The 26744-nt window shown below is 29.9% G+C and carries 30 protein-coding genes; 3 read left to right on the forward strand and 27 right to left on the reverse strand.

Annotated features, from left to right (window positions below):
* Positions 1-29: 29 nt before the first annotated feature.
* The 17 genes from I4V16_RS09480 to I4V16_RS09560 all read right to left on the reverse strand — a co-directional run bounded on the left by I4V16_RS09480 (position 30) and on the right by I4V16_RS09560 (position 14544).
* Positions 30-1304, reverse strand: a complete 1275-nt coding sequence (locus tag I4V16_RS09480; RefSeq protein WP_049177113.1) for a peptidoglycan DD-metalloendopeptidase family protein — start codon at positions 1302-1304, stop codon at positions 30-32.
* Positions 1305-1324: 20 nt separating this feature from the next.
* A complete protein-coding gene (locus I4V16_RS09485; protein ID WP_111937619.1) occupies positions 1325-2557 on the reverse strand; it encodes a hypothetical protein in 1233 nt (410 codons plus the stop codon).
* An 18-nt stretch (positions 2558-2575) separates the two neighbouring features.
* On the reverse strand, positions 2576-2917 hold the full coding sequence (locus I4V16_RS09490) for a hypothetical protein (RefSeq protein WP_049177115.1): 342 nt from the start codon (positions 2915-2917) through the stop codon (positions 2576-2578).
* 150 nt (positions 2918-3067) lie between these two features.
* On the reverse strand, positions 3068-3787 hold the full coding sequence (locus I4V16_RS09495) for a hypothetical protein (protein ID WP_049177116.1): 720 nt from the start codon (positions 3785-3787) through the stop codon (positions 3068-3070).
* Between the two features lie 78 nt (positions 3788-3865).
* Positions 3866-4192: a phosphoribosyl-ATP diphosphatase gene (gene hisE / locus I4V16_RS09500; RefSeq protein WP_049177117.1), complete on the reverse strand. Its 327-nt coding sequence runs from the start codon at positions 4190-4192 to the stop codon at positions 3866-3868.
* 11 nt (positions 4193-4203) lie between these two features.
* The gene (gene hisI / locus I4V16_RS09505; RefSeq protein ID WP_049177118.1) at positions 4204-4542 is read right to left on the reverse strand and encodes a phosphoribosyl-AMP cyclohydrolase; all 339 of its coding nucleotides are present in this window, start codon (positions 4540-4542) and stop codon (positions 4204-4206) included.
* Positions 4543-4554: 12 nt separating this feature from the next.
* A complete protein-coding gene (gene hisF / locus I4V16_RS09510; RefSeq protein WP_111937618.1) occupies positions 4555-5316 on the reverse strand; it encodes an imidazole glycerol phosphate synthase subunit HisF in 762 nt (253 codons plus the stop codon).
* Between the two features lie 3 nt (positions 5317-5319).
* Entirely contained in the window at positions 5320-6039 is a 720-nt protein-coding gene (gene hisA, locus I4V16_RS09515; protein WP_099314387.1) for a 1-(5-phosphoribosyl)-5-[(5-phosphoribosylamino)methylideneamino]imidazole-4-carboxamide isomerase, read from the reverse strand.
* Positions 6039-6647: an imidazole glycerol phosphate synthase subunit HisH gene (gene hisH / locus I4V16_RS09520; RefSeq protein WP_111937617.1), complete on the reverse strand. Its 609-nt coding sequence runs from the start codon at positions 6645-6647 to the stop codon at positions 6039-6041. The genes hisA and hisH overlap by 1 nt, the downstream gene beginning before the upstream one ends.
* Before the next feature lie 8 nt (positions 6648-6655).
* Positions 6656-7246 carry an imidazoleglycerol-phosphate dehydratase HisB gene (hisB, locus tag I4V16_RS09525; protein WP_099314385.1) on the reverse strand — a complete coding sequence of 197 codons (591 nt, stop codon included), beginning with the start codon at positions 7244-7246 and terminating at the stop codon, positions 6656-6658.
* Positions 7239-8294 carry a histidinol-phosphate transaminase gene (gene hisC, locus I4V16_RS09530; protein ID WP_049177123.1) on the reverse strand — a complete coding sequence of 352 codons (1056 nt, stop codon included), beginning with the start codon at positions 8292-8294 and terminating at the stop codon, positions 7239-7241. The genes hisB and hisC overlap by 8 nt, the downstream gene beginning before the upstream one ends.
* A gap of 1 nt (position 8295) precedes the next feature.
* Positions 8296-9582 (reverse strand): histidinol dehydrogenase, encoded by a 1287-nt coding sequence (gene hisD, locus I4V16_RS09535; RefSeq protein WP_049177124.1) that lies wholly within the window; start codon positions 9580-9582, stop codon positions 8296-8298.
* A gap of 33 nt (positions 9583-9615) precedes the next feature.
* Positions 9616-10239 carry an ATP phosphoribosyltransferase gene (hisG, locus tag I4V16_RS09540; RefSeq protein WP_049177125.1) on the reverse strand — a complete coding sequence of 208 codons (624 nt, stop codon included), beginning with the start codon at positions 10237-10239 and terminating at the stop codon, positions 9616-9618.
* A complete protein-coding gene (gene hisZ / locus I4V16_RS09545; protein ID WP_111937616.1) occupies positions 10236-11378 on the reverse strand; it encodes an ATP phosphoribosyltransferase regulatory subunit in 1143 nt (380 codons plus the stop codon). Before hisZ ends, hisG begins: the two co-directional genes overlap by 4 nt.
* 264 nt (positions 11379-11642) lie before the next feature.
* Complete coding sequence (locus tag I4V16_RS09550) at positions 11643-12146, reverse strand: GNAT family N-acetyltransferase (RefSeq protein ID WP_049177127.1); 504 nt, start codon at positions 12144-12146, stop codon at positions 11643-11645.
* A 95-nt stretch (positions 12147-12241) separates the two neighbouring features.
* Entirely contained in the window at positions 12242-13399 is a 1158-nt protein-coding gene (gene thiI, locus I4V16_RS09555; RefSeq protein ID WP_049177128.1) for a tRNA uracil 4-sulfurtransferase ThiI, read from the reverse strand.
* Positions 13396-14544 carry a cysteine desulfurase family protein gene (locus I4V16_RS09560; protein ID WP_049177129.1) on the reverse strand — a complete coding sequence of 383 codons (1149 nt, stop codon included), beginning with the start codon at positions 14542-14544 and terminating at the stop codon, positions 13396-13398. The genes thiI and I4V16_RS09560 overlap by 4 nt, the downstream gene beginning before the upstream one ends.
* Before the next feature lie 164 nt (positions 14545-14708).
* Between I4V16_RS09560 and I4V16_RS09565 the strand changes: the two genes are divergently transcribed.
* Positions 14709-14879: a DUF4177 domain-containing protein gene (locus I4V16_RS09565; RefSeq protein ID WP_120362401.1), complete on the forward strand. Its 171-nt coding sequence runs from the start codon at positions 14709-14711 to the stop codon at positions 14877-14879.
* 75 nt (positions 14880-14954) lie between these two features.
* On the opposite strand, the gene I4V16_RS09570 is transcribed toward I4V16_RS09565, so the two are convergent.
* From I4V16_RS09570 to I4V16_RS09605, 8 genes are all read right to left on the reverse strand, one after another.
* Positions 14955-15392, reverse strand: a complete 438-nt coding sequence (locus I4V16_RS09570) for an ACT domain-containing protein (protein ID WP_049177130.1) — start codon at positions 15390-15392, stop codon at positions 14955-14957.
* Complete coding sequence (thrB, locus tag I4V16_RS09575) at positions 15392-16288, reverse strand: homoserine kinase (protein WP_099314381.1); 897 nt, start codon at positions 16286-16288, stop codon at positions 15392-15394. Before thrB ends, I4V16_RS09570 begins: the two co-directional genes overlap by 1 nt.
* Before the next feature lie 11 nt (positions 16289-16299).
* Positions 16300-17754 (reverse strand): threonine synthase, encoded by a 1455-nt coding sequence (gene thrC / locus I4V16_RS09580; protein WP_111937615.1) that lies wholly within the window; start codon positions 17752-17754, stop codon positions 16300-16302.
* Positions 17755-17951: 197 nt separating this feature from the next.
* Positions 17952-18602: a DUF3793 family protein gene (locus I4V16_RS09585; protein WP_111937614.1), complete on the reverse strand. Its 651-nt coding sequence runs from the start codon at positions 18600-18602 to the stop codon at positions 17952-17954.
* Between the two features lie 302 nt (positions 18603-18904).
* Complete coding sequence (locus I4V16_RS09590; RefSeq protein WP_049177134.1) at positions 18905-19459, reverse strand: NUDIX hydrolase; 555 nt, start codon at positions 19457-19459, stop codon at positions 18905-18907.
* Between the two features lie 2 nt (positions 19460-19461).
* Entirely contained in the window at positions 19462-20406 is a 945-nt protein-coding gene (locus tag I4V16_RS09595; protein ID WP_099314380.1) for a PD-(D/E)XK nuclease family protein, read from the reverse strand.
* A gap of 16 nt (positions 20407-20422) precedes the next feature.
* Entirely contained in the window at positions 20423-21571 is a 1149-nt protein-coding gene (locus tag I4V16_RS09600; RefSeq protein ID WP_049177136.1) for a DUF1648 domain-containing protein, read from the reverse strand.
* 13 nt (positions 21572-21584) lie between these two features.
* Positions 21585-21962 carry a GntR family transcriptional regulator gene (locus I4V16_RS09605; RefSeq protein WP_027096844.1) on the reverse strand — a complete coding sequence of 126 codons (378 nt, stop codon included), beginning with the start codon at positions 21960-21962 and terminating at the stop codon, positions 21585-21587.
* 266 nt (positions 21963-22228) lie between these two features.
* Between I4V16_RS09605 and I4V16_RS09610 the strand changes: the two genes are divergently transcribed.
* On the forward strand, positions 22229-22825 hold the full coding sequence (locus I4V16_RS09610) for an ECF transporter S component (protein WP_049177137.1): 597 nt from the start codon (positions 22229-22231) through the stop codon (positions 22823-22825).
* Between the two features lie 434 nt (positions 22826-23259).
* A complete protein-coding gene (locus tag I4V16_RS09615) occupies positions 23260-23439 on the forward strand; it encodes an alpha/beta-type small acid-soluble spore protein (protein WP_049177138.1) in 180 nt (59 codons plus the stop codon).
* Positions 23440-23573: 134 nt separating this feature from the next.
* On the opposite strand, the gene I4V16_RS09620 is transcribed toward I4V16_RS09615, so the two are convergent.
* Positions 23574-23966: a hypothetical protein gene (locus tag I4V16_RS09620; RefSeq protein ID WP_049177139.1), complete on the reverse strand. Its 393-nt coding sequence runs from the start codon at positions 23964-23966 to the stop codon at positions 23574-23576.
* Positions 23967-24104: 138 nt separating this feature from the next.
* Positions 24105-26708 carry an ATP-dependent chaperone ClpB gene (clpB, locus tag I4V16_RS09625; RefSeq protein ID WP_049177140.1) on the reverse strand — a complete coding sequence of 868 codons (2604 nt, stop codon included), beginning with the start codon at positions 26706-26708 and terminating at the stop codon, positions 24105-24107.
* Between the last annotated feature and the right edge of the window lie 36 nt (positions 26709-26744).

Below are 26744 nucleotides of genomic sequence, written 5' to 3' on the forward strand. Positions count from 1 at the left end.
ATATGTTTACTTTTTATTAATTATTTTTATTAAATAGGTACATATTTTCTCGGATTTTGATGTTTATTATTTACTCTTACCTCAAAGTGCAAATGAGGTCCTGTACTATTACCTGTAGAACCAACTAAAGCAACAACCTGTCCCCTACTAACTTTTTGGTTTTTAACCACATTTAATTTAGAGCAATGCGCATATAAAGTCCTATATCCACCGCCATGATCTATAATAACTACTTGTCCATATCCACCTTGCCATCCAGAATACACCACAGTTCCGCTCTTTGAAGCTTTAATAGGAGTACCAGATGGAGATGCTAAATCTATGCCTGTATGGAATCCACTCTGTCCACTAATTGGATGAGTTCTAGGACCATATTCACTAGTAACACGTCCACTAGTTGGTCTTAAAAAGGTTTCTCCTTGAGAATTTCCACTATTACCACCATCAAGTCCATTGAATAAATCATCTAATTTATTCTGTAAGTCTTGATTGAAATCTGTCAAATCACCTATTTTCTCCTGTAATTCTCTTTCCTTATCTGATAGAGAATTAATCATGCTTTGCTTTTTGCTCTCTATTCCTTTTAAATCATTCATTTGAGCTAAATACTTATTTTGTTCATCTACGAATTCTTTTTGAGCATTAACCAATTCTTGTTGTTTATTTTTTATTTCTACTTTTTCCTCATCTAACTCAACGATCTTTTCTTCTAATAACTTCTTTTCATTATTCAATGCTTCTTTAATGCTATTTACTTCATCAATAAGCTTTTTATCAGTATCAAGTATCTTTTTCATATTATATATATTACCTATAAAGCTTGAAAGACCATCACTACTTACTAAAAAGGCCAACATTTGACTAGTCATATCATTTTTGTAATAATTTCTTATTCTTAATCCAAGCATATTTTCTCTTTCTTCTGCTTCATTTTCCTTTTGAACTATAAGTTCCTCTTTTTTAACTATTTCCTCTTCAGCCTCATTTATTTTAGCTTGTACACTATCTATTTCAGCTTGTAATGAATCTATCTTACTTTGGAACTCATTTACCTTCTTGCTAGATTTCTCTAACTCCTTATTTTTTGCTTCCATCTGTTCCGTAATCTTATCTAATTCTTTATTTACATTATTAACTTGATTTTGTATTTTGTCCTTTTCATTTTGTAAATTGTCTATAGCTTGATTATTATTATTAATTTGATCTTTTATATCAGATGAATTAGTTGCATAAACAATTGGACTCTCAAAAATAAAACAAGATAACGAAATAATAGTTACTATCTTTATTAAACTTTTCTTCATTACTCCTCCCCCTTTTTAACTTATAAACTAAAGTTCTCTACGTCTTCTGCCTTCCACTCCTTCCCGTTATAGAGCATTTTAGTGAAAAATAATTTATTACTTTCCTCTTTATTTAATCCAAGAAAACTCTTACTTACTGTATAGTCCACACTTACTACAATAGTTGCACTATACACTCCATTTTCATACCTATATTGGTTTTTATCCTCAACTATCTTTATATCCTTTATGTTATATTTATTTTTTAAAATGAAATACTTCTTTTCTAGCACATCGTAAATTTTATTAATGGCGTTTTCTGTTCCACCTTTTATAACGCTCTTATCTTCCTCATTAAGGGCTAAAAAAACACTCCTATAAAATTCATCAACCACAGTATTTATTTCTGACTTTAGAGTTTCGTTTTCCATACTTAAATTAAGTGTTAAATTAGGAATATCTTTAACTTGAACTTCTTCACCTTTAACTCTTCCCCAAGGAAACTCTTTTTCAATATGTAATTTAACTTCTCCTGTAGTAGGAAATGGTCCTATATTTTTTGCATCTTTTACCAATATCCTAGTTGATTGTCCATTAGCAAATACTTCTGCGTCATAAAATGCTGATGATATATTAAGCATTACAGCATCAAACTCCATGCTTATCTCTTCATCTTTCATAAGTACTATTTCTTTAGATGCTTCTATATCTCCAAATCCACTTTCTAAAATTCCTTTTACTGTATAAACACCTGGGATTAACTTATCTATTTTACTTCCTGTATTTATATAATTTTTATCATCTATAGTAAATCTACTATTCTTAAATTCACTATCAATTTTCAAACTATATGGTTTAATATCTATATAATACCTTGTTCCAAATACTCTATTCTCTTCAACAAGTTTTAAATCTTCTGTCTCTCCTACTGTCTTCAATTTATTTATTACTGAATCCACTCTAGAACTATCTTTGGAATAATAATTAATAAGCGGTTGAACTTCCTTTTTACTTACCTTTTTATTATTAAACTTAGCAATTGAAGAAAGCTTGCTTGAATTGTCATTTTTTAAAGCTACTTCTAATTTACTCAATAAATGCTCTTTAGAAGTATTTATTCTACCAATACCAAATCCTAAAAACATAAGTACCACTAATGCTAGAATAGTTAAAAGCTTTCCTCTCTTCTTCATAATTTCAAAGACAGTATCCCTCTTGATGCTCTTAATATCTTTAATTAAATCAGAAAAATATTTTTTCAAATCCTCTTTCATATAATACCCCTCGATAAGTTATTCTAAGATATCAATAATCCACTTTCCACATTCTATACACTTATAAACTCTAATAACAAAAAGATCAAGTTCATCTTGTTTTATATTCTTTGCAAACATATCAACTTCTTCCTTTGTTATGAACTCATCCTCTTTATTAATAAAACCATGTACTTGAATAAAATAGTTATCCTTACTTTTCTCACAGCAATCATTTTGAGTTGCACAAGTTACCTTCTCATAACTTAATTCACTTTGCATATCTCTTAATATATCTACAATATCTAAATATTCATTTATGTCATCTAAAAAATCCTCTTCATAAAAACTTAACTCATTTACTTTAAATAATTCTTTCATATTATTTCTCCTTTCGTTTCCTTCTTTTAGTATACCTATAAATATTACAAATTTCTATCCTTTTAATCACAGAATCTTCACCCTTTATTTGACAATCACCTGTTTCTCAATAAAAATATCAAAAAGAAAAAAGACTGGTTCCCCAGCCTTTTAATTTATCTTAAATATTGTTGCATCTATTTCCTTTAACTTATATTGATTTAAATATTTATTTACTATATCATCTACATCCTTTAAGTAATATTCTCTGTCGCTTACATTTGGTAGAACTTCAGCATCTTTTGTTATACAAAAATAAACTGTATCCTCCACAAAATTAGAAGATATCTTATTGAAATCTTCCTCAGACAAAAATTCACCAACATATAAATATGCAACTTCTAACTTTGTTTTCTTATGAAGTAATGAGTACATTTCAGATTTCCCACTAACCTTAAATGGATTTTTAATCACTTCAAATTTTGCTTCATAATATTTAATTATGGCCTCTTTCATATTATCAAAGTTTCTAGCTATTAATTTTTCATAATGCTCTTTTACTCTCCTGTTGTACTTCATTATTAATTCAAGAAGCTCACCATAATTTATCTCTTCCGTATATTCCTTTTTAATCTCATTCTCTTGTATCTCTTTAGCCTCTACCTTTTCTGGGATTTTAGCTAAATTAATTTTTTTCTTTGTAACACTTTCTTTTTCAATTGCATCCATTTTAGATTTTGCCATTACCTTATTACCTTTTATTCCGATTACTTCTGATGTCTCAATTGCTTTCGCAATAGTTTCTTTATTTTTGCTAGGGAACCAAGTGCTAATAGCATCTAAGGATAACTCTCCTATGCCCAAAACCATTGTTTCTATCTTTTTTTGCATACTATTTATCTCACCCTACCTCTTTTTTGTATAATACATTTATATTTTACAACTTCTTCCAAATGCTATCAAGAAGAATTATATATTTTCAATTTCTTTTCTTTCTCCCTTAAAGTTGTTTATCTTTTTACTTCTTTTCTCTAGCTCTTCTTTTATATCTTCAAGAGAAATCCCTAATTCAGCCATTAACACTAAAAGGTGATATATCAAATCACACATTTCATTTACTTGATTATCCTTATTATCTCCTAAGCTACTAATAACAACCTCTGTTGACTCTTCGCCGACCTTCTTTAATATTTTTTCTAAACCTTTATCAAATAAATATGCTGTATATGATCCATCTTCTCCTATATCTTTTCTAGCTAATATTGTTTTATATAACTCATTTAAAATATCTTCCATTTACTTTCCTCCTATAAACTTCTATAAAAGCAACTTCTCTCCCCTGTATGACACGCTGCTCCTACTTGTTCTACCAAAACTAGTAAAGTATCATTATCACAATCTATTTTTATTTCTTTAACATACTGTAAATGTCCTGAAGTTGCCCCCTTATTCCATAGCTCATTCCTACTTCTACTATAAAACCATGTGGTATCACCCTCTAAAGTTTTCATTAAACTTTCCTCCGACATATAAGCAAGCATTAAAACCTCATTACTATTTATATCTTGAACAATTGTTGGTACTAGTCCATTTCCTTTTTTAAAATCTACTTCTTGTACCTTTTTTATTATCTCTTCCCTATTCATACACTTATACTCCTAGTATCTAACACTTATATTTTTATCCTTTAAATATTTCTTTACTTCTTCTACTGATAATTCGCCATAGTGAAAAAGTGATGCTGCAAGAGCTGCATCTGCTGCTTCATCTTTAAAGACTTCGTAAAAATGTTCAAGTGATCCGCATCCCCCTGAAGCTATAACTGGCACATTGGTTATATTAGATACTGACTTAGTAAGTTCAATATCAAACCCTTTTTTAGTTCCATCAGCATCCATTGAAGTTAACAATATTTCTCCAGCACCTAGCCTTACTCCCTCTTCAATCCATCTCAATGCATCAATTCCTGTATCAATTCTTCCACCATTTATAACTACATTCCATCCTGTATTATCTTCTCTTTTCTTTGCATCCACTGCTAGTACAATGCACTGATTTCCAAAATAGTATGCTCCTTTTTTTATAAGTTGCTTATCCCTTACAGCAGCTGAGTTTAAACTTACTTTATCTGCACCAGCTCTTAGTATCTCTTTAATATCCTCTAAGTTTTGTAACCCTCCCCCAACTGTAAATGGAATAAATATTTTTTCGGCTACTTTCTCTACTACTGTTCTCATTATTCCCCTACCTTCATGAGTAGCTGTAATATCTAAAAATACTAGTTCATCTGCTCCTTCTTTATAGTAGTATTCAGCTAAATCTACAGGATTTCCAACATCTTTAAGACCAACAAAGTTAACTCCTTTTACAACTCTTCCTTCTTTAACATCTAGACAAGGGATAATTCTCTTTGTATGCATATACTATTCCTCCCTAGTAACTTTTATAGCTTCTTCTAAAGAAAGAGTTTTTGCATATATAGCCTTTCCAGTTATTGCTCCATATACATCTATTTCTTTTAAAGCTTTTATATTAGATATATCTCTTATTCCTCCTGAAGCTGTAATATTCATACTAACTTCTTTCTTTAACTCATGTAACATATCAACATTGGGTCCATCTAGAGTTCCATCCTTAGAAATATCAGTAACTATAATGTTTTTAACCCCTAACTTTTCTAACCTCTTTGCAAATTCTATATAATGAATAGAGCTTTCTTGAAGCCACCCTCCTCCATATGCATAACCATCCTTACAATCTATTCCTACTGCTATTTTTTCTCCATACTCTCTTAAAGCCTTCTTTAAAAGATTCTCATCTTCCATAGCGCTTGTACCTAAAATAACTCTTGAAACTCCATTATCTATAAGATACTTTATATCTGCAAAGTTTCTTATACCGCCACCTACTTCAACTGGAATAGATAGACTTTGTGCTACCTTAATAATTATATTAGAATTAACAAGTTTACCTTTTTTTGCTCCATCTAAATCTACTAAGTGCACCCATTGTGCTCCAAGGTCTTCAAAATTTTTCGAAGTATCAAAAACATCCTCTGCAACTATTTCTTTTTTGTTATAGTCTCCTTGATATAACCTAACTGGCTTTCCATCTATAATATCTATTGCTGGTATTATTATCATCAAATCAACTCCTTAAAATTTCTTAAAATATTAAGACCTGCTTCTCCACTTTTTTCTGGATGAAACTGCGCCCCCATTACATTTTCCTTTCTAACTAATCCAGGTATTTTTAAACTGCCATAATATGAAACCCCTACTAAATCTTCATCATTATAATTTTGAGCATAGTATGAATGTACATAATATACGAAAGGAGCTTTCTCTGAGCTAGATATCAATTCATCTTCTCTATTCTTTTCTAAATTGTTCCACCCTATATGAGGTATCTTTACATTAGAATCCTCCATCTTTACTATCTCACCTTTTAATAAACCTAATCCTTCTCTTTCTTCTCCCTCATATCCTTTTTCAAAAAGAACCTGCATACCTAAACATATTCCTAAAAGGGGTTTTCCCTTTTCCACTTCCTCTTTTAATATTTGGTCTAAATTCGATTTCGTCAAATTATCCATACAATCTTTAAATGCTCCCACTCCTGGCAAAATCAAGCCACTAGCATCTCTTATATCTTTAACTTTAGAACTTACTTTACACCTGCACCCTATTTTATTTAAAGCATTATATACACTTTTTAAATTTCCCATTCCATAATCTATAATTACAACCATATTGCCTCCTAAAGAATTCCTTTTGTAGAAGGTAACCTACTACTTCCCTTTTCTATTTCTTTTGCTTCCTTTAATGCTCTTCCTAATGCTTTAAATATTGCTTCTATTTTATGGTGATCATTTTCTCCATAGATAATTCTTACATGCAATGTTATTCCTGCATTAAAAGCAAAAGCTCTTAAAAATTCTTTAACCATCTCTGTTGAAAAGCTTCCTATACTTTCCCTTTTAAAATCACCTTCAAATACTAAAAAACTTCTTCCACTTATATCTAAAGATACTTGCGCTAAAGCCTCATCCATAGGTATAAAGAAGGTTCCATACCTCTTTATACCAACCTTTTCCCCTAACGCCTCTTTAAAAGCTTGTCCTAAAATAATCCCAACATCTTCAACAGTATGGTGATCACATACCTCCAAATCGCCATGGGCTATTATTTCTAAATATATTCCACTATGAAAAGCCATTAAGTCTAACATATGGTCAAAGAAGCCTATTCCTGTTTTTATAGTAGTATTTCCATCACCATCTAAATTTATCTTTAACTGAATTCTTGTTTCATTAGTATTTCTATTTACACTACATTCTCTTTTAAGCATAGCTTACTCCCCCATATCCAACTATTTCTCTTATGGCTTGAAGAAGTTTGTTATTCTCAAATGGACAACCTACAGTAATTCTAAAGCTATTTCCCTCAAAACTTCTTATAAGAATTCCCCTTGATTTCAATCCATTAATTAATGCTTCTTTATACTCTGTCCTTCCATAGATATAATTGGCTTTTGAAGGGTAGAATTCAATATATAAAGCTGAATTCTCTTGAATTTCTTTTAAAGATTTATAAAGATTTTCTCTTTCAGATACAACTTCTTTAATATTTTTTTCAACGCGCATTCTGTCCTTTAAGACAGTAGCTGCTACAACTTGTGATAAGGAATTAACGTTATATGGTACTTTATATTTATTTATTTTTTTAATATCTTCACAATTTCCAATTAAAAATCCAACTCTTGTTGCTGCTAACCCCCAAGCCTTTGAAAGAGTTCTTGTAACTAATAGATTCTTATATCTATTAATGTAAGGTATCATTGATTCCCCAAAGAATTCATAATATGCCTCATCTACTAATACTACTTTATCCTTAAAAGCTTCTAATATCTTAGTTATTTTAAATGGTTCAATTGCATGTCCTGTTGGATTGTTTGGGTTAGAGAAAATTATCACATCGACATTTTCCTTTTTACCTAGCTCTATAAATTTATCTATATCAATACTTCCATCTTCTTTTGTGTTATATTTAACCATTTCACCTGAATGCATAGAAACATAGTAATCATACATTGAGAAATCAGGATTAAGAGTTAGCAACTTCTTTCCTTCTGAAATATTTAACCCTATTACTAATCCAATCATTTCATCAGAACCATTTCCAACTACTATATTTTCTTTATCAACTCCTGCATATACCCCATATAATTCTTTTAAAACTTCACTGCTATCTTCCGGATATCTATTTAAATCTAAATTACATATATCATTTTTTATATCTAGCTTCATTTTTTCATCTATTCCAAAGTAACTTTCATTAGCATTTAGTCTAATTTCTAAATCATCATGTAAGTTTATATATGATTGTATTCCTTTCATATTACTTCAACCTCACCTTCACAGAATTTGCATGTGCTGTAAGTCCTTCTTTGTTAGCTATATTAATAATCTTTTCTCCATCTCTTTTTATTGCTTCTTCAGAATAATAAAGAAATGATGATTTTTTTATAAAACTATCTACTGAAAGAGCAGAGTAAAATCTAGCTGTCCCATTAGTAGGCAATACATGGTTAGTACCTCCAAAATAATCTCCAACAGGCTCTGGTGTATTATTTCCTAGGAAAACAGAACCTGCATGTCTAACTTTTCCTAAGAGCTCCATAGAATTATCAACCATAAGCTCAAGATGTTCTGGTGCAAACCTATTTGAAACCTCTATGCATTCCTCTATTGAATTACAAATTATAGCCTTTCCATAATTTCTTAATGACTCTTCTATTATTTCTTTTCTATCTAAATCTTTTATTTGAATCTCTAATTCTTTCTCTACATATTTATATAACTTCTTAGATGTAGTAACTAAAATAGATGATGCCAACCTATCGTGTTCAGCCTGAGACATCAAATCTGCTGCAATATACTTTGGATTAGCATTTTCATCTGCTATTACAAGTATTTCACTTGGTCCTGCTATCATATCTATATCAACCTTGCCAAATACTAATCTCTTTGCTGTTGCCACAAAAACATTACCAGGCCCTACTATCTTATCTACCTTAGGTATACTTTCTGTTCCATTTGCTAAGGCAGCTATCCCTTGCGCCCCCCCAACTTTATAAATCTTACTTACTCCAGCAATTTTAGCTGCTACCCCTATATATGGATTTAATTTCCCCTCCTTATTAGGAGGGGTTATCATTATTATCTCTTTAACTCCTGCAACCTTTGCTGGTATTACATTCATAAGGACAGATGATGGGTAAGCAGCTGTTCCTCCCGGAACATATACTCCTACAGAATCTAAAGGTATGACTCTTTGGCCAAGGAAAATACCATTGTCTTTATTTAAAATAAATCCTCTACTTTTTTGTGCATTATGATAATACTCTATATTTTCTTTCGCTTCTTCTAAATTTTCTATAAAGTTTTTTTCAACCTTTATAAAACATTCATCTAATTCTTCTATACTTACTTCAAAGTCATCTAACATAACCCTATCAAACTTCTCTGTATATGCCTTTAACGCTTTATCACCGTTTTTTCTTACATCTTCTAGAATATTAGAAACGCTTTTTAAAACTTCTTCTTTTACTTCTTCTTCTCTATCTTTTAGCTCTTTTAAAAGTATATCCCAATTATCATTTTCAAGATCTATAAGCTTTAACATACTCTTGCCCCCTCTTTATTTATTGCTTATAATTTATAAAACTTGTTTTAACCTGCTGATAAAAGCCCCAATTTCTTCTCTCTTCATTTTAAAACTAGCCTTATTTACTATAACTCTTGCACTTATATCACATATCCTATCAAAAACAATTAATCCATTTTCTTTTAAAGTTGTTCCTGTTTCCATGATATCTACAATGGCATCACACAACCCTAATATAGGTGCAAGTTCAACTGACCCCTCAATTTTTATTATTTCTACATCCATCCCTCTTTTCTTAAAATATTCTCTAGCTACCCTAGGATATTTAGTTCCAATCTTTATATGACCAACCTTCTTAAAAACATCTTTTTCTGGTAACGATGCTACTATAAAACCACATTTACCTATTCCTAGATCCAATACTTCATAGTAATTATTATCACTTTCCATTAAGGTGTCTTTCCCAACTATCCCAATATCAGCTACCCCATGTTCAACATAGGTTATGGAATCTGCTGCTTTAACTAAAAAATATTTAATTTCCTCAATGGTATCATTGAAAACAAGTTTTCTTCCTTTGTTCTTTAGTTCTTCTGTTCCAAAGTTAGCTTTATCTAATAGCTTTACTATTTCTTTCTCCAGCCTTCCCTTTGTCAGCGCTATACTTATACTCATTGCTGCGTCCCCTCCTTTACTACCTTTATTCCTTCAATATCTTTAGAAGGTACAAGTTCTGCTACGTAATCTAAGTTTCTTAAAACTTGTCCCTGTTTTATAGCTACCACTATATCCTTAGGATTATAAATAATTCTATACTTTTCCTCTTCCCTATTACTCTTCTCATCTTCTAATTGAACTAATGAATCTAGATTTATAGAAAATCCTACAGCAGGCAAATCTCTTCCAAATGTTGATATAAGCTCATCATACCTTCCCCCCCTAAGAACTGTATCCCCAATTCCTTCTACATATCCTTTAAATATAATCCCAGTATAATAATTTAATCTTGGTACAATTCCTAAATCAAAAGTAAGCTTATCCCCATATCCTAGGCTGTCCAATATTTCATATATATTTCTTAAATACTTAATTTCATTTAATATCTCATTATTTATAGCGTACTTTTCTCCTATATCTAAAACCTCTACCCCTCCAAAAAGCCAAGGTAATTTCATGAAGAAATCCTTATAGTCATCTCCTACTTTCAACATATCTAGATACTCTTCTAATTCCTTCATACTTTTCTCATCAATAAGTTTTGCTAAAATGCTTCTCTGCTCAAAATCTAAATTTAACCACTCCACTGCAGAATCAAAGAAGTTTATATTACCTACCTCTATCTTATAACCAGTTTCTTTTAACACTTTTAAGCTTTCTAATGCTGTAATAAGAATTTCAACATCTGAATCAATTCCATTTAATCCAATAAGCTCAACTCCACAATCTGTATATTCATTCTTTTTCCCACCTAAACTTTCATGAACTCTAAACACATTGGAATTATATCTTAATCTAATTGGTGGATTAATCTCCTTAAACTTTGTAGCAACTACCCTTGCTATAGGTATTGTCATATCTGGCCTTAAAACTAAAATTCTACCCTTATCATCAAAGAACTTGTACATATCTTCTTCCTTTAAATTTTGGAACCCTCCATTAAAGGTTTGATAATATTCTATTGTAGGAGTTATAACCTCTTTATATCCCCACTTGTTTAGTATATTTTCAATTTCTAACTCCAATTCTTTTTTTCTAATACATTCATCTAAAATAAGATCTCTTGTCCCTTCAGGAATAATATTTTTATTAACCATTGCCCCCTCCATTCTTCTTTATCAATTTAACATGTTAAAGTAATAAATCCTTAAAATTATAATATGCTTAAGTTCATATATTGTCAATATTTTCTAGATATATTTCACAAAATTTTACTTAACACACTTTATTTTTTTCACCCCCCCTAACTTTTATGAACCCATGTGAGCAAAATACCAGACTCATCTTTTTTATTCATAATTTCCTAAAGAATAAAAAAAGAAACCACAAAAAGTGATTTCCTTAAGCTTTAAACTTATTATCTATTTACTATTGGCTAATTCCCCAATTTTATTTCCTGCTAATCTATATGTTGTCCATTCTTCCATTCCAACAGAACCAAAGCCTTTATAGAACTTTATTGAAGGTTCATTCCAGTTTAAACAAACCCATTCCATTCTTTCACATGAATTTTCAACTGCGATTTTAGCTAGAACCTTAAATATTTCTTTACCATATCCCTTACCCCTATATTTAGGTAATATGAATATATCTTCTAAATATAATCCTGCTTTTCCTATAAATGTAGAGAAGTTAAAGAAGAATAAAGCAAACCCTATTGGATGTCCATTTTCTTCAGCAATCAAAACCTTTGCTCTATTATCCTCAAATATACTTTTTCTTAAAACTTCCTCAGTTGCAACAACTTCATTACTCATCTTTTCATATTCAGCAATTCCTTTAATAAATGAAAGAATTAATGCTGTGTCTTCTACTGTAGTTTCTCTTAACTTAAATTCATCATATTTAGTATCTATGTATTTCACAAATATCCCCCTCTTCTGCAAAAATATAACATATAAATTTTACCATATAAAAAGACTATTGCAAAACTTTAAGTTTCACAATAGTCTAATATAATTTATTTTAATTTTACAACTTCCATATTATCAATTGCATCATTAACTAATTTTTCAACATCAAGCTTGCTTTCACTTTTTCTCATAGCTTCAACTTGAGGTTTTGTTTTAGGATGCTTTGGAACAAATATTGTACAACAATCCTCATATGGAAGAATTGAAGTTTCATATGTATCGATATCTCTAGCTATATCCATAATATCTTCCTTATCCATAGCTATAAGAGGTCTAAACACTGGCCTATCAGCACAATCTGTACTTACGATTAATCCCTCCATAGTTTGGCTGGCAACTTGGCCTATACTTTCTCCAGTAGCTACAGAATCTATTCCTAGTCTATCTGATAACTCACAAGCTATTCTCATCATAAATCTTCTCATTATAATTGTAAGCTCGTCTTCTCTACACTTTTCTATAATTTCCATTTGAACATCTGTAAATGGAACTATATATAAATTAACTTCTTCAGTGTACCTAGCAAGAATTTTAGCAAGAGTTTTAACTTTATCCTTAGCTCTTTCAGAAGTATATGGATGACTGTGATAATAAACGCAGTTTAATGCAACCCCTCTTCTAGCCATTAGATATCCTGCAACTGGTGAATCTATACCTCCTGATAACATAAGCATAGTACTTCCATTTATTCCATAAGGAAGCCCTCCTGCACCTTTAATCTTATCATTGTTAGTCCATATATAAGCATGTTCTCTAATTTCAACATTTAATGCGCATTCAGGATTTTTAACATCAACTGTTATTTGTCCATCCATATGGTGTAATACATATCCACCAACTTCTCTTGAAATTTCCATAGAGTTTTGTGGGAATAACTTATTTGCTCTATTTGTTATTATCTTAAATGTTTTACATCCACTTTCTCTTACCTTCTTTAAAGCTTCTTCCTTAATTGCTGCCATATCCCTATCAACCTTAGTTACTATACAAACCTCAGCAACACCGAAAACTCTTTTTATTCTAACTATAGCCTCATCTATTTCATCAACTTTTATGAAATATCTGTTTTGATCTGATATTATTTCAAAATTTAAACCTTCAAGCTTTATAGCTATATTATCTCTTAGCTTCTTCTCAAATTTATTTCTATTTAATCCTTTTAGAAATATCTCTGAGGCATACTTAACTAATATTAATTTACTCATCTTCTAATCCTCCTTAAGAATACTAATCCCTTTTTTAGGGCATCAATAGTCTTATCTATTTCTTCTTTTGTATTTTCTGGTGAGAAAGAAAATCTTATTGCTCCCTCAACCTCTTTCTTAGTCAGATTCATAGCTTCTAAAACATGACTTCCTATAACTCCGCCCTTAGATTTAGAAGTACAAGCTGAACCTGTAGATACAAAGATATTAGCATCTTCTAGTAAATGTAGCAATACTTCTCCTCTAATTCCTCTAAATGAAACATTTAAAATATATGGAGAGAACTTATCATTCATTGGACTATTTATTCTAATATCATCTATTTCAGAAAATCTCTTTATCATATATTCTTTTAATTCACTAACCTTTTTATAGTTCATATCCATATTATTAATAATATCTTTAGCAGCAACTGTTAATCCCATTATTCCATGTATATTTTCAGTTCCAGCTCTTAGGCCTCTTTCTTGAGTGCCACCATGAATATGAGGTACTATACTCATCCCTTTAGCTAAATAGCAAAATCCAACACCCTTAGGTCCATGAATTTTATGTGCACTAACTGTTAATGCATCTATCTTCATTTTCTTAACATCTATAGGAAATTTACCATACCCTTGAACTCCATCTACATGGAACTTTGCTCTATTACTTATAGCCTTTATAGTTTCACCTATTTCTTTTAAATTCTGTATGCTTCCAACTTCATTGTTAACAAACATAACTGAAACTAAAACAGTATCTTTAGTAATAGCTTCTCTTAGTTCTTCAATATCAATTTCTCCAAATTCATTAACAGAAAGATATGTAACTCTTACTCCTGATTTTTCAAGGGCTTCAACAGTATTTTTTATTGAACTATGTTCAAAAGGAGTTGTAATTAAATGTGTTCCTGGCTTTACTAATCCTTTAATTATAAAGTTGTTTCCTTCACTTCCCCCTGAAGTGAAATATATTTCATCATTGCTACAATTTATTGTTTTTGCAATTACTTCTCTACATTCATCTAGTTTTTTTTCTGATTCCATACCTAGCTTGTGTGAAGATGATGGATTAGCGTAATATTTTTTCATTCCATCACATATTGCCTGAATAACTTCTTCTTTTGGCTTAGTAGTAGCTGCATTATCTAAATAAATTTCCATACTTCTCACCTCTTCTACTAAATTTAGTATTATCTATATTTCTACAAGTAATACCTTAGTATAATATATAACTCCTTTTTACATCAAGCTTAAATTTACGCATTGTAATTATTTGGTAATAGATGTATAATTAATTTTAGATTCTTAATAATGAGGTGTTTTATATGAAAATGTATGAATATAAAGTTGAACATATTTCATTTGATTTAAAAACAACTTTCAATGAAGAAGAAAGAGAAAGGCAAGTTTTAGAAAAACTAAATTCATTAGGTAGAGAAGGTTGGGAGCTTTGTGCTGCTGATAAAGATCACTTCTACTTAAAAAAAGAAATCTAGCCATTACATTTCCTATAAATATATAAATAAAAAAAGAAGATATTTACCTCCATGTAAAATACCTTCTTTTTTTGTTTATTCCATTGCTATAAATTCTACTTTTTCTACTTTTTCTATTTCACCTATTCCATCCATTAATGAGGTAATGTCACCCTCTAAGTTACTTATATCTATAGTTAAGCTTATATACGCATACCCATTAAGAGGTATACCTTGATTAATAGTAAGTATATTTCCCCCTTGACCTGAAATGAAGTTTAATATTTTAGATAGGATTCCTCTACCATCAATTATCATTATATTGAATGTAGCTTTCCTCCCCTGAGGACTTTCAGAAAACTCATAAATATAATCCTTGTATTTATAATATACACTTCTGCTAATTCCAGCCATCTTGGTAGCTTCTGTTACTTCCTTAACTTTTCCTTCTTTTATAAGCTTCTTAGCATTTAGCACCTTTTCATATATCTCAGGTAAAACCCTCTTATGAATTACAAAATAATTTCCATCCACTATTTATCACCCTCTATTATTATTGCACCATTTTTATCTATAGAAAGTTCATGAATAGCCCAATTTAAGGACTTTACCTCTAAAAACTTCTCCATATGGCTTTTAAATTTGTCATTTTCATCAGAAATCATTGCCATTATAGTTGGACCTGCCCCGCTTAAATATGTTGCTAAAGCACCCAATCTATTTGATTCCTCTTTTACTTCATAAAAGCCTCTTATTAACTTACTCCTATAATTTTCATGAAAAGCATCCCTACATGCATACTTTAATAAATCATAATTTCCGTTAGTTAATGCAGTTACCATTAGAGATGCTCTACTCACATTATATACCCCATCTTTTAAGGATATTTCCTTAGGTAAAACTACTCTAGCATCCTTAGTTGAAAGTCTAAAATCAGGTATTATAGGAACGAACTTAATATGTTCTTGAACCTTCACCTTATCATAGTATACCCTACCATCTTCCATTATAGCAACTACCATTCCACCTAAAACAGCAGGTGCAACGTTATCAGGATGTCCTTCTATTTCTACAGCCATTTGTAATATCTCATCTTTAGAAAACTTGTTTCCCATTATTGCATTTGCACCAATAAGACCTGCAACTATGCAACTAGAACTACTTCCCAAGCCTCTAGAAATAGGAATATCTTGCTTAATTGTACTTATTTCTAAACCTTTTAGATTATATTTTCCTTTATTAAAGCAAAGCATCATAGCTTCATAAACTACATTATTTTCATTGCAAAATTCTTCTGGCACTCCATTAAACTTTAAACCACTCTCTATTTCTTCAAATCCAAATTCATTATATAATTCCACTGCAATTCCTATAGAATCAAATCCTGGTCCCATATTGGCGGATGTTGCAGGTACTCTTACCCTAATCATTCTTATCCCCTCTACTTTAAGAAAGATAATAAGGCATCTAACATTTCATCCTTATCCCAAACTTCATTATGAAGAATTTCTTTCTTATCTAAACCTTTTAAATTTTTAGGTATATCTACATTTGTTGCTTTGTTTAATTCATTTAAAACGCCAAAATCATCTACGTTACTTATATCTATACCTAATGCATTACAAATACTAACTGGGAATTTATAAGGACTAGCAGTTGAAGCAATTAAAACTTCTCTGTCATCCCCTGTTTCATTCTTATATTTTTCCCAAACAGTCTTCCCTACAGCAGTATGAGTATCCATTAGATAATTTTCTTTTTCATATACATTCTTAATTGTGTTATGAACTTCTTCTTCTGTAGCAAAGTTTCCATAAAATTCTTTTAAGAATTCTCTAACTTTTGAAGATACTTCATATACTCCATTGGCCATAAGTCCGTCCATTAATGCTTTTATTTCTTCTCCATCTCTTCCACTGCCTTCATATAGTAATCTTTCTAAATTTGAAGATACTAAAATATCCATTGAAGGAGATTGGGTTAAAATAAGCTCTCTTCTCTTATCATAAACACCAGTTTGGAAAAAGTCTGTTAAAACCTTATTTTCATTAGATGCACATATAAACTTATTTATTGGTAATCCCATTTTCTTCCCGTAGTAAGAAGCTAATATATTTCCAAAGTTTCCTGTAGGTACTACTACATTTATTTCCTCATCCTCTTTAATCTTACCTTGTTCTATTAGCTTAAAATATCCATAGAAATAATAAACAATTTGAGGAACTAATCTTCCTATATTTATAGAGTTAGCTGAAGATAAGATATATCCATTCTTTTTTAATTCTTCTTTTAATCTTTCATCTCCAAATATCTTTTTTACCCCAGTCTGCGCATTATCAAAGTTACCCTTTATTCCAAATACTTTTACATTATCCCCTTCTTGTGTTGCCATTTGTCTCTCCTGAATAGCACTCACACCATTTTTAGGATAATAAACAACTACCTTAAATCCATCTACACTACTAAAACCTTCTAAAGCAGCCTTACCAGTATCCCCTGAAGTAGCTGTTAAAATCACTATTTCCTCATCTACTCCTAGAGAGTTCTTTGCTCTTTTCATTATTTGTGGAAGAAATAGTAATGCTGCATCCTTAAAAGCACAAGTTGGTCCATGATAAAGTTCAAGATAATTCTTATTTAACTCTGGCTTAAATCTATTATTGTAAGCCTCATCAATAGCTCCCCTCAACTCATTTTCATCTATATCTGTAAAGAATTCTTTTATTATTTTAAAAGCCAATTCTTCATAAGATAAGCCCTTGTCCTTTTTTAGAGTTTCATATAAATTAGGAAATGAATCTGGAACGAATAGCCCTCCGTCCTTTGCAATCCCTCTTATAATACCTTCTGCAGATTTCACGTCTCTTTCTAGCCCTCTTGTACTTTGAAATTTCATTTAATCACCCCAAATATTTTTTCATTTTTTGTCACACGTTCCTTTTATAGTATAATATCATGTAGCTATTTTGAATACAAGTGTATGTAAATGATATACAAAAAGTTTTTCCCAATATTAACTAACACAAAAATAAGAATTCTTATAAAAGAACTCTTCTGTAGATAAAAGTATACTCAATAATTTTTTGTATGTTTCTAATTTAAATTTAGTTTTTGATTTGATTCAAATTTATCCTTTAAATTATTAAATAATATATTATGTCTATATCCATCTAATATATTATCTAAAGTCTCTTCTTTAACTCTATCGAATAGGTTAAAAATTCTTTTGGCTTTGTTGCATTGATTATAAACTTTCCAATAACCACAAGCTAAACACTTTTTATCAGAGCAAGTCATAAAATCTTTAACATCATCCAATGGAAACCCTAAAAAAATTCCTAATTCATGTGGACAATTATATAGTTCATATCTTTCTTGTAAAGTTTCTAATGCTTCTTCTACAGAAAATTTATTGGGATATCCTAAAGACATAAGAAAGTTTTTATTTTTAGGAATATTTATAAATGTTTCTAATAATTCAAAATCATATATTAAAATTACTAAAGACTTTTCTGACTCTCTTAACTTTATAAACTTTATTCTTAAACTTTCTAAATAATCTTCACCATATTTGTTCCATAATTCATAAGTATTTTTATTATTACTCTTAGACAAATTTAAGGTTATTGAAGGCTTTAATCTAGCACTTATTAAAGAAACATTATAAGCAATAAGTATTTCTATATATTCTTTATCATTTAAATTATTTAGTAATTTATTGAAATTGTTTAGTTTATCAGTCATTTTCTTCCTCCGTAAAAATTATACCTTTGCAATTTGTTTACCATAATTAATACATTCAGTTTCATTATCTCCTTCTGGAGAATAATTTATTATTACTAGATCTAAAGATACAGTGACTCACGGTTCTTCAACTCTTTCTCCCTAGTTTCTCATCCATTGACCATTTCCCAATCCATAACAACCATCTAACATTATCTAATAATAACTTTGATTTATATCATATAAAAATTTTATACTTTTCTATGACTAAAAAAGAGACTGCTTAAGCAATCTCTTTTTTAATATTTATTAACTTTTTTCTCTTAAAGCCCTAATAATACTAATGCTCCCTTTATAGAAAAATTATGCTTTTTCACAAAGTCTTTTACATTTTCCTTTTTTACCTTTAGAACTTCAATCTCCTCATTTTCCTCTAAATTATCCTTAGTTATCTCTCCTTCTACTATCATTTTCACAACAGCAGTAGTCTCATCAGTAATCCCAACAGATGAATAGCTTGGTTTTAATATTAGTTCATAACTCTTGCACTTTAATCCTGTTTCCTCAAATAATTCTCTTCTAGCTGCTTCTTCAATTGTTTCACCTGGATCAACAATTCCAGCTGGTAATTCATATAAATAATCATCTATAACTGGTCTATATTGTTTTAAAATTATAACCTCTTCATTCTCAGTTATAGGAAGTATCATAACTCCATCACACTTAGAATGATCTTTTGTAACACAGATTAGGTCTTCCTTTTTACGTCTACTTACCATAAAATAATCTTTAATGTTTCCAACCTTATTAATGAGTTTAAGCTTATACATATTTAAATATTTTGTGTCTTCTAACTGTTCTATACTCTCTAATTTCATAACTAAAACACCTCTTCATTCATACACAGCTTTTTAAATCTACACTTTTTACACTTATTTAAAGAGTCACATTTTCTAAAGTACTCTTTATCCCTTGGTTGATTTAACTCTTTGTCTATTAAAAATGCATCTATAACATTTAAATCTAACCCTATTCTATGATTAATATTCGATAAATCATCTTCATTAAATGTATAATCTGCACTTTCTCCTAGTAATAAGTATTCTACTCTTCCTTTAATTTTATCTAAGGAAACATTATACTTTTCCATTACATATAGCACATAAACTAAAAGTTGCTCTCTATCATGCTCTCCTATTTTCCCTGTCTTCCAATCTGTTATAACATAATCCCCATCTTCATTAATATAAAGCATATCTATTAAAGCAAATACTTTTACACCATGTACAAATATATAATCAAAGTTACCTTCATCTACTTCTAATACTATAGACTTTTCCTTTAAAATATCTTTATAACTTTTTGAATTAAAAAATCCGTCTATACATAATTCTATTCTTCTTTTTACCTCGTTAACACTTTCCTCATCAAGTTTCTCACCATAATAATACTCTTGAAGCATTTCTCCTCTAGGATAGTCATCCCATAATCCATCCCTATACTTTTCTATACTTTCCTTTACTCCATGGTTTAAAACTTTCCTCATATACTCCTTTAAGTAATTAGGAGTTATATTTAAATTATGTTTATTTTTAATTGTTTTCTTTATAACATCATGAAGTTTATCTCCAAACATTAACCATATATTCGTTAACTTTTTTAATCTCCAAGCAATTTTTTGTTCATCTGTAGCATTATCTATCCACCCATTATGAGACCCATAATATGTATAATAATACTCCCTATAGCAATTCTCCATTACTTTCATCTTAGATATACTCCACGACTTTTCTGGATAGGTCTTTATTGTGTATCCACTTCCCAAAAGCTTATCATCCTCTCTACTTCATAAAGCTTTCTATTATACTTTGATCATTAATAAATAAACAAACTACAGTACCTATAAGAATTATTCCTACTATTATAGCTAATATTTTTGATATTGGATTTCCATAGTTTAAATCATATCCTATTCCAACTCTCTTTTGTATCATAATAGCTGGATCTTGCTTATTATAATAAAACAGTCCTATCTTATAGAATCTATCATCATCTCGGTAAATTATTTCTCCCTCATCTTTAACCTTTATGTTTTTTCCACCTTGACCAATATATATTAATATACCTACTCCTATAATGCCTATTAAGGCCGTTAATGCTCCAAATACACCTACAATTAATTTCATTTCTAATCCTTTTAACATGGCAATTTGCATAGCAAAAAACATTATTATTGTATCAAGTCCCATTACATATAAAAATACAGCGCCATATCTTCTAAACTTATTTTGCTGTTCCAATGTTCCCTTAGCAGTTCCACTATTTATTATTTTCTTGGAGCTTATTGTGTACCTATGAAGAAATATAAACATTATTGTCATTCCTATTTGAGTTAAAGGAAGAGATAATACCCCTAAGTACCCCTTTAATGTACCTTTAACAGCAAAACCATCAGCAATACCTTTTCCATTGAAATGTGTTGGAAAAGTATGTGGTAAATCCTTATAAAATACTACTGTCAAAAGTAAAGTTATTAAAATAATTATTCCGTATCCCCAATAATACTTTACTGATAAGGGTTCATTAGTTTTTATGTCTTTCTTTTTTATATTCATATCAACTACTAATATATTATTTCCACAAGAATTAAAATCAAATTTTCTTTTTAATTCCTTCATTTCTTTCCATGAAAAATAATAAATAGTATAATTAGTTCCCAGAAATATTATAATTCCCAAAAATAACAAAAAAGCCTTATCATATATATACATTATAGAAAATAAAATAGAGCATAAAATAATCATTGTAACTAAATATCTTTTTCTATACCTTTTCTTAATATAATTTATTTCATCTAAATTCTTATATTCTTCTGGAACTCTAATTCCATATATTATTCCGTTATTAGAAAACTTCTCAACAAAAAGCCCTTGAAAAAACAACATACCTACTACTAAAATTAAAGTTAAATATCCTATAAATAAATCCATCAATATCACCACCCTAAGAATTAAACTTCTTAAATAATTCTTCTATGTTTTTCTTCGCTTCTTCTTCACTTATTCCTCTATTTATACATTGAGCCACCATTAGCTCCATATCCTTTTCCATATTTCTTATAAACTTTCTATTACTATCATCTAAAGAAAAGGAAATTACTGCACCCTTTCTTCTATCCATCCTTACATATCCATCTTCCTTTAAAAGCGCATAACTTTTATTTACTGTATGCATATTAACTCCAATTTCTTCTGCTAAAGCCCTAACTGAAGGAAGTTCATCTCCCTCTACTATTTCTCCTTTAGCTATTCCCTTAATTACTTCATTTCTTATTTGAAGATAAATAGGTTCTTCTGACTCTAAATCGATTCTTAGAAACATTTTTTCACCACCCTAACTTCTGTTATATTCATTGTATAACAGACCTTAATGCAATTCAATATTGATAATACCTTTTATTATCTTCACCTTAAATAAAATCCTACTTTTTCATTTTTTGTTAATAAATTAACAAAAGTGTATTGCAAATTTTATATATCGTGCTAAAATTAAAATCGTCGGTATTCTTTTTTAGGAAACTGAACATTAAATCTATACTTACTATTTGCCGAATTATATCCAAAAGGAATAAGAACGGGGGAATAAAAATGGAAAGATCTTGTGTAAATAAAAAATTTGGAACTAGACAATTAGTCGTCATTGGTATGCTTTCAGGAATATCAATGTTTATGGGACTTACAGGTTTTGGTATGATCCCAACACCTTGGATGAAAATTACTATTCAACATTTGCCTGTAATAATTGGTGGTATTGTTGAAGGGCCTATTGTTGGTGGAATTGTTGGCTTAATATTTGGTCTATTTTCTATGTATCTAAATATGACTCAACCAGTACTTTTATCACCAATATTTATGAATCCAATAATAGCAATAATTCCAAGGGTTTTAATTGGTATTGTGTCTTATTATGTTTTCAAAGTAATGAAAGAAAGGTTTAATAAAGAAAAGTTAGGTCTAATTCTATCTGCTATAGCTGGTACAATTACCAATACAGCTGGTGTTTTAGGATTAACATATATACTTGCTATGGAACAGTTTGCAGCTTTGAAAGAAATTAGTTCAACAGCTGTTGCAGGTGCACTAGGAACTATTGCAATATCTAACGGAATTCCTGAATGTATAGTAGCCGTTATGATTGTGGTACCTGTATGTTTAGCTTTATTTAAATTAAATAAAAGAAGATAATTTGATAATGGTTATAACAAGTAGTATAGATTTTATTAATTAACTTACAATTGTTTTTAAATGTTATATAAAGTAAAAAAAAGTTTGTGGATACTTAACCACAAACTTTTTTTAACGTCTAAGAAAGTATAAAAATTTTTGAGCGAAAAAGCCTTATGGATATAGAACTTTGAATGATGAAAATATGTTAAGACGTTAAAAATAAAAATTATAGTGCCTTCACAGAACACCAAAAGCAAGTTTTGAAACCTATTGTATGGCTAAAAAACGTAAATTAGATATATTATATCCAACTTTTGTACAAGTATAGTTTGTACTTTTTTCCTCCTTTGCCTCTCACTTCATAGTTTATATAACTCTACTCTGCACACAATAATATTGCAAAGCAAATAAAGCTTAGCAAAAAAAATTATTCAATAGAGGAGGAATTTATTATGGCAAACTTAGTTCCAGACGCAAAACAAGGATTATCAAACTTCAAAAATGAAGTTGCAGGTGCAATGGGTGTTCCATTCACAGATTACAATGGAAACTTAACTTCAAAGCAATGCGGTAGCGTTGGTGGAGAAATGGTTAAGAGAATGGTTCAACAATACGAACAAGGGTTAAAATAATTAACCAAAAATAAAACTAAAAAAAGGGATTACGGATTATCCGTAATCTTTTTTTAACGTATATAAAAGTATAATGCTACCACAGAACACCAAAAGCAAGTTTTGAGTCTGTGGTATGACTAAAAAAGTATTTTTTATATTGTCCACTTTTGTTCTACTTCAGTTAACATACCCTCAATTGAATACTCTCTAACATTCATATCTATTTCTTTTTGTAAAAGCTTTGAGATCAATTCATCTTTTTCATCTTGAAACATTGCACTATTCCTTATTTTTTCAATAAATTCATCTAAATCGTATATTTGAGCTTCACCTTCGTATACTCCAGCCATTATACCAGAGTCCTCCATGTCCCTTTCTTGTGTCATATCAAAATAAGAATATTTTCCTTCATGAGCTATAGACAGTATTCTTTCTAAATAATTAGTAGTTATGTAACCACGTGCATCAGAAAGCTCCACAAAACCAGTTACATCACCAGAAGGAGCAACAACTATATAATTATTGAAAGGCGTAATGTAATCCATAATAAAACCTCCTCAAGCAAAGATAATAGGGATAAAAAAGATAAAAGAGATAAGGTTACCTTCATATTAACCTTTTTCTCTTTATTATCTCTTTTATCTTACTTTTATTTTTTGCCTAAAGGAGGTTTTGTATACAAGCTATTTTTCCCTTGTATAAAGTGTTAATTCATTGTTTTGTCCGTCTACTACTACTGTTGAGCCATAGTAAACATCACCTTTTATAATTCTTCTAGCTAAGTTATTTTCAAGGGTATTTTGGATATATCTCTTAAGTGGTCTTGCTCCATATATAGGGTCATATCCTTCTTTAGCTAGAACGCTTTTAGCTTCTTCTGTTACTTCTAATTTTATATTCTTATCTACAAGTCTTGCTCTTACTTCATCTAAGAATATATCAATTATCTTTTTAATTCCTTCTTCAGATAAAGGCTTAAACATAATAATATCATCAACTCTGTTTAAGAATTCTGGTTTAAATTTATTTCTTAAAGAAGCCATAACTAAATTCTTAGCTTCTCCAGTTACTTCTTCACCTTGATTTTCTAATAAATATTGAGAACCAATATTTGAAGTCATTATTATAATTGTATTTTTAAAATCTACAGTCTTACCTTTATTATCTGTTAATCTACCATCATCTAAAATTTGAAGGAACATATTAAATACATCTTCATGTGCCTTTTCAATTTCATCAAATAATATTACACTATATGGTTTTCTTCTAACAGCTTCTGTTAGTTGACCACCTTGTTCATATCCAACATATCCTGGAGGCGCACCAACTAATCTAGATACAGCATGTTTCTCCATATATTCAGACATATCAATTCTTATCATAGCATCTTCACTATCAAACATAGTTCTAGCTAAAGTTTTAGCTAATTCTGTTTTACCTACACCTGTTGGTCCTAAGAAGATAAATGAACCAATTGGCTTATTTACATCTTTAAGTCCTGCTCTTGCTCTTAATATAGCATTAGATACTGCTTCAACTGCTGCATCTTGACCTATAACTCTTCTTTGTAGTTCAGAGTCTAATCTTAACAACTTTTCTCTTTCTCCCTCAAGAAGATTACTTACAGGAATTCCAGTCCATTTTGAAAGAACTTCAGAAATTTCTTCTTCCGTAACTTCTTCTTTTAATAATGCACCTTCATAGTTTTCCTTAACTTCATATTCCTTAGCTTTTATTTCTTCTTCTATCTTAGGAATAACAGAATATCTAATTTCGGCAACCTTATTATAATCATATTCTCTTTCATATCTTTCAAGATCTCCACGTGCTTCATCAAGTTTAGTCTTTAAGTCTTTTAAAGATGTTATATGCTCTTTTTCTTTCTCATATTTAGCTGTCATTTCATCATTCTTTTCTTTTAATTCAGCTAACTCCTTAGTTAAAGCTTCTAATCTCTTTTTAGAGCCTTCATCTTTTTCTTTTTCTAGAGCTTCTTTTTCAATTTCTAACTGGAATACTTTTCTTCTTATAACATCTAACTCAGTTGGTAAAGAATCAATTTCTGACCTTATCATAGAACCTGCTTCATCAATTAAATCTATAGCCTTATCTGGTAAATATCTATCTTGAATATATCTATTAGATAGTTTCGCAGCTGCAACTATAGCTGAATCATGAATTCTAATTCCATGGTGAATTTCAAATTTTTCTTTTAATCCTCTTAATATTGAAATTGTATCATCTACTGATGGTTCATCAACAATAACAGGTTGGAATCTTCTTTCAAGAGCCTTATCTTTTTCGATGTATTGTCTATATTCATCAAAAGTTGTAGCACCAATACAATGAAGTTCACCTCTTGCAAGTAAAGGCTTAATTAAGTTACCTGCATCCATTGCTCCATCTGTTTTACCAGCACCAACTATTGTATGGATTTCATCTATGAATAAAATTATTCTACCTTCACTATTTTGTACTTCCTTTAAAACAGCCTTTAATCTTTCTTCAAATTCTCCTCTATATTTTGCACCAGCAATTAAAGAACCCATATCCAATGAGAAAATAATCTTATCCTTTAATCCTTCTGGAACATCTCCTCTTACTATTCTTTCAGCTAACCCTTCTACAATAGCAGTTTTACCTACACCAGGTTCACCAATCAACACTGGATTATTTTTAGTTCTTCTTGAAAGAATTCTAACTGTCCTTCTAATTTCTTCATCTCTTCCTATAACAGGGTCTAATTTATGCTTTTTAGCTAAATCCACTAAATTTGTACCATATTTAGCTAGAGCATCATAAGTTCCTTCTGGATCATTAGTTTCAACTCTTTGACTTCCTCTTACTTCTGTTAAAACTTGCATAAAGTTTTTTTCGTTAATATTATAAGATTTTAATATATCTCCTACTGGTCCTGACTTTTCCTTATCTAGTATAGCTAACATTAAATGTTCAACACTTATATAGGAATCTTCAAACTTTTTAGCAAGTTCTTCTGCTTTTATTAAAACTTCTTCAACTTTTCTAGTTATATATACACCTGAATTATTAGCACCCTCACCTAAGACTTTAGGCATAGTATCTAAAGTTCTATTTAATGTACTTTTTAATCCTCTTACATCAACATTCATCTTTGTTAGAATATTAGGAATTAATCCATCATCTTGTTCCACAAGAGCAGCAAAAAGATGTATTACTTCTATTTGTTGATGATTATATTTAACAGCAATTAAATTAGCATCATTTAATGCTTGTTGAACTCTTATTGTCATTTTATCAACATTCATAAATCTTTCCTCCTTTAATGTCCTTTTAATATTCTT

Source organism: Clostridium sp. 1001283B150210_160208_E6 (assembly GCF_015669365.1).
GTDB classification, from domain to species: Bacteria; Bacillota; Clostridia; order Clostridiales; family Clostridiaceae; genus Clostridium; species Clostridium paraputrificum.

What these genes read in the sequence shown, in the direction of transcription:
- I4V16_RS09480 (WP_049177113.1), bottom strand. Translation starts at nt 1,304, where the DNA reads ATGAAGAAAAGTTTAATAAAGATAGTAACTATTATTTCGTTATCTTGT.
- I4V16_RS09485 (WP_111937619.1), bottom strand. Translation starts at nt 2,557, where the DNA reads ATGAAAGAGGATTTGAAAAAATATTTTTCTGATTTAATTAAAGATATT.
- I4V16_RS09490 (WP_049177115.1), bottom strand. Translation starts at nt 2,917, where the DNA reads ATGAAAGAATTATTTAAAGTAAATGAGTTAAGTTTTTATGAAGAGGAT.
- I4V16_RS09495 (WP_049177116.1), bottom strand. Translation starts at nt 3,787, where the DNA reads ATGCAAAAAAAGATAGAAACAATGGTTTTGGGCATAGGAGAGTTATCC.
- hisE (WP_049177117.1), bottom strand. Translation starts at nt 4,192, where the DNA reads ATGGAAGATATTTTAAATGAGTTATATAAAACAATATTAGCTAGAAAA.
- hisI (WP_049177118.1), bottom strand. Translation starts at nt 4,542, where the DNA reads ATGAATAGGGAAGAGATAATAAAAAAGGTACAAGAAGTAGATTTTAAA.
- hisF (WP_111937618.1), bottom strand. Translation starts at nt 5,316, where the DNA reads ATGCATACAAAGAGAATTATCCCTTGTCTAGATGTTAAAGAAGGAAGA.
- hisA (WP_099314387.1), bottom strand. Translation starts at nt 6,039, where the DNA reads ATGATAATAATACCAGCAATAGATATTATAGATGGAAAGCCAGTTAGG.
- hisH (WP_111937617.1), bottom strand. Translation starts at nt 6,647, where the DNA reads ATGGTTGTAATTATAGATTATGGAATGGGAAATTTAAAAAGTGTATAT.
- hisB (WP_099314385.1), bottom strand. Translation starts at nt 7,246, where the DNA reads ATGCTTAAAAGAGAATGTAGTGTAAATAGAAATACTAATGAAACAAGA.
- hisC (WP_049177123.1), bottom strand. Translation starts at nt 8,294, where the DNA reads ATGAAAGGAATACAATCATATATAAACTTACATGATGATTTAGAAATT.
- hisD (WP_049177124.1), bottom strand. Translation starts at nt 9,582, where the DNA reads ATGTTAAAGCTTATAGATCTTGAAAATGATAATTGGGATATACTTTTA.
- hisG (WP_049177125.1), bottom strand. Translation starts at nt 10,239, where the DNA reads ATGAGTATAAGTATAGCGCTGACAAAGGGAAGGCTGGAGAAAGAAATA.
- hisZ (WP_111937616.1), bottom strand. Translation starts at nt 11,378, where the DNA reads ATGGTTAATAAAAATATTATTCCTGAAGGGACAAGAGATCTTATTTTA.
- thiI (WP_049177128.1), bottom strand. Translation starts at nt 13,399, where the DNA reads ATGAGTAAATTAATATTAGTTAAGTATGCCTCAGAGATATTTCTAAAA.
- I4V16_RS09560 (WP_049177129.1), bottom strand. Translation starts at nt 14,544, where the DNA reads ATGGAAATTTATTTAGATAATGCAGCTACTACTAAGCCAAAAGAAGAA.
- I4V16_RS09565 (WP_120362401.1), top strand. Translation starts at nt 14,709, where the DNA reads ATGAAAATGTATGAATATAAAGTTGAACATATTTCATTTGATTTAAAA.
- thrB (WP_099314381.1), bottom strand. Translation starts at nt 16,288, where the DNA reads ATGATTAGGGTAAGAGTACCTGCAACATCCGCCAATATGGGACCAGGA.
- thrC (WP_111937615.1), bottom strand. Translation starts at nt 17,754, where the DNA reads ATGAAATTTCAAAGTACAAGAGGGCTAGAAAGAGACGTGAAATCTGCA.
- I4V16_RS09585 (WP_111937614.1), bottom strand. Translation starts at nt 18,602, where the DNA reads ATGACTGATAAACTAAACAATTTCAATAAATTACTAAATAATTTAAAT.
- I4V16_RS09590 (WP_049177134.1), bottom strand. Translation starts at nt 19,459, where the DNA reads ATGAAATTAGAGAGTATAGAACAGTTAGAAGACACAAAATATTTAAAT.
- I4V16_RS09600 (WP_049177136.1), bottom strand. Translation starts at nt 21,571, where the DNA reads ATGGATTTATTTATAGGATATTTAACTTTAATTTTAGTAGTAGGTATG.
- I4V16_RS09605 (WP_027096844.1), bottom strand. Translation starts at nt 21,962, where the DNA reads ATGTTTCTAAGAATCGATTTAGAGTCAGAAGAACCTATTTATCTTCAA.
- I4V16_RS09610 (WP_049177137.1), top strand. Translation starts at nt 22,229, where the DNA reads ATGGAAAGATCTTGTGTAAATAAAAAATTTGGAACTAGACAATTAGTC.
- I4V16_RS09615 (WP_049177138.1), top strand. Translation starts at nt 23,260, where the DNA reads ATGGCAAACTTAGTTCCAGACGCAAAACAAGGATTATCAAACTTCAAA.
- I4V16_RS09620 (WP_049177139.1), bottom strand. Translation starts at nt 23,966, where the DNA reads ATGGATTACATTACGCCTTTCAATAATTATATAGTTGTTGCTCCTTCT.
- clpB (WP_049177140.1), bottom strand. Translation starts at nt 26,708, where the DNA reads ATGAATGTTGATAAAATGACAATAAGAGTTCAACAAGCATTAAATGAT.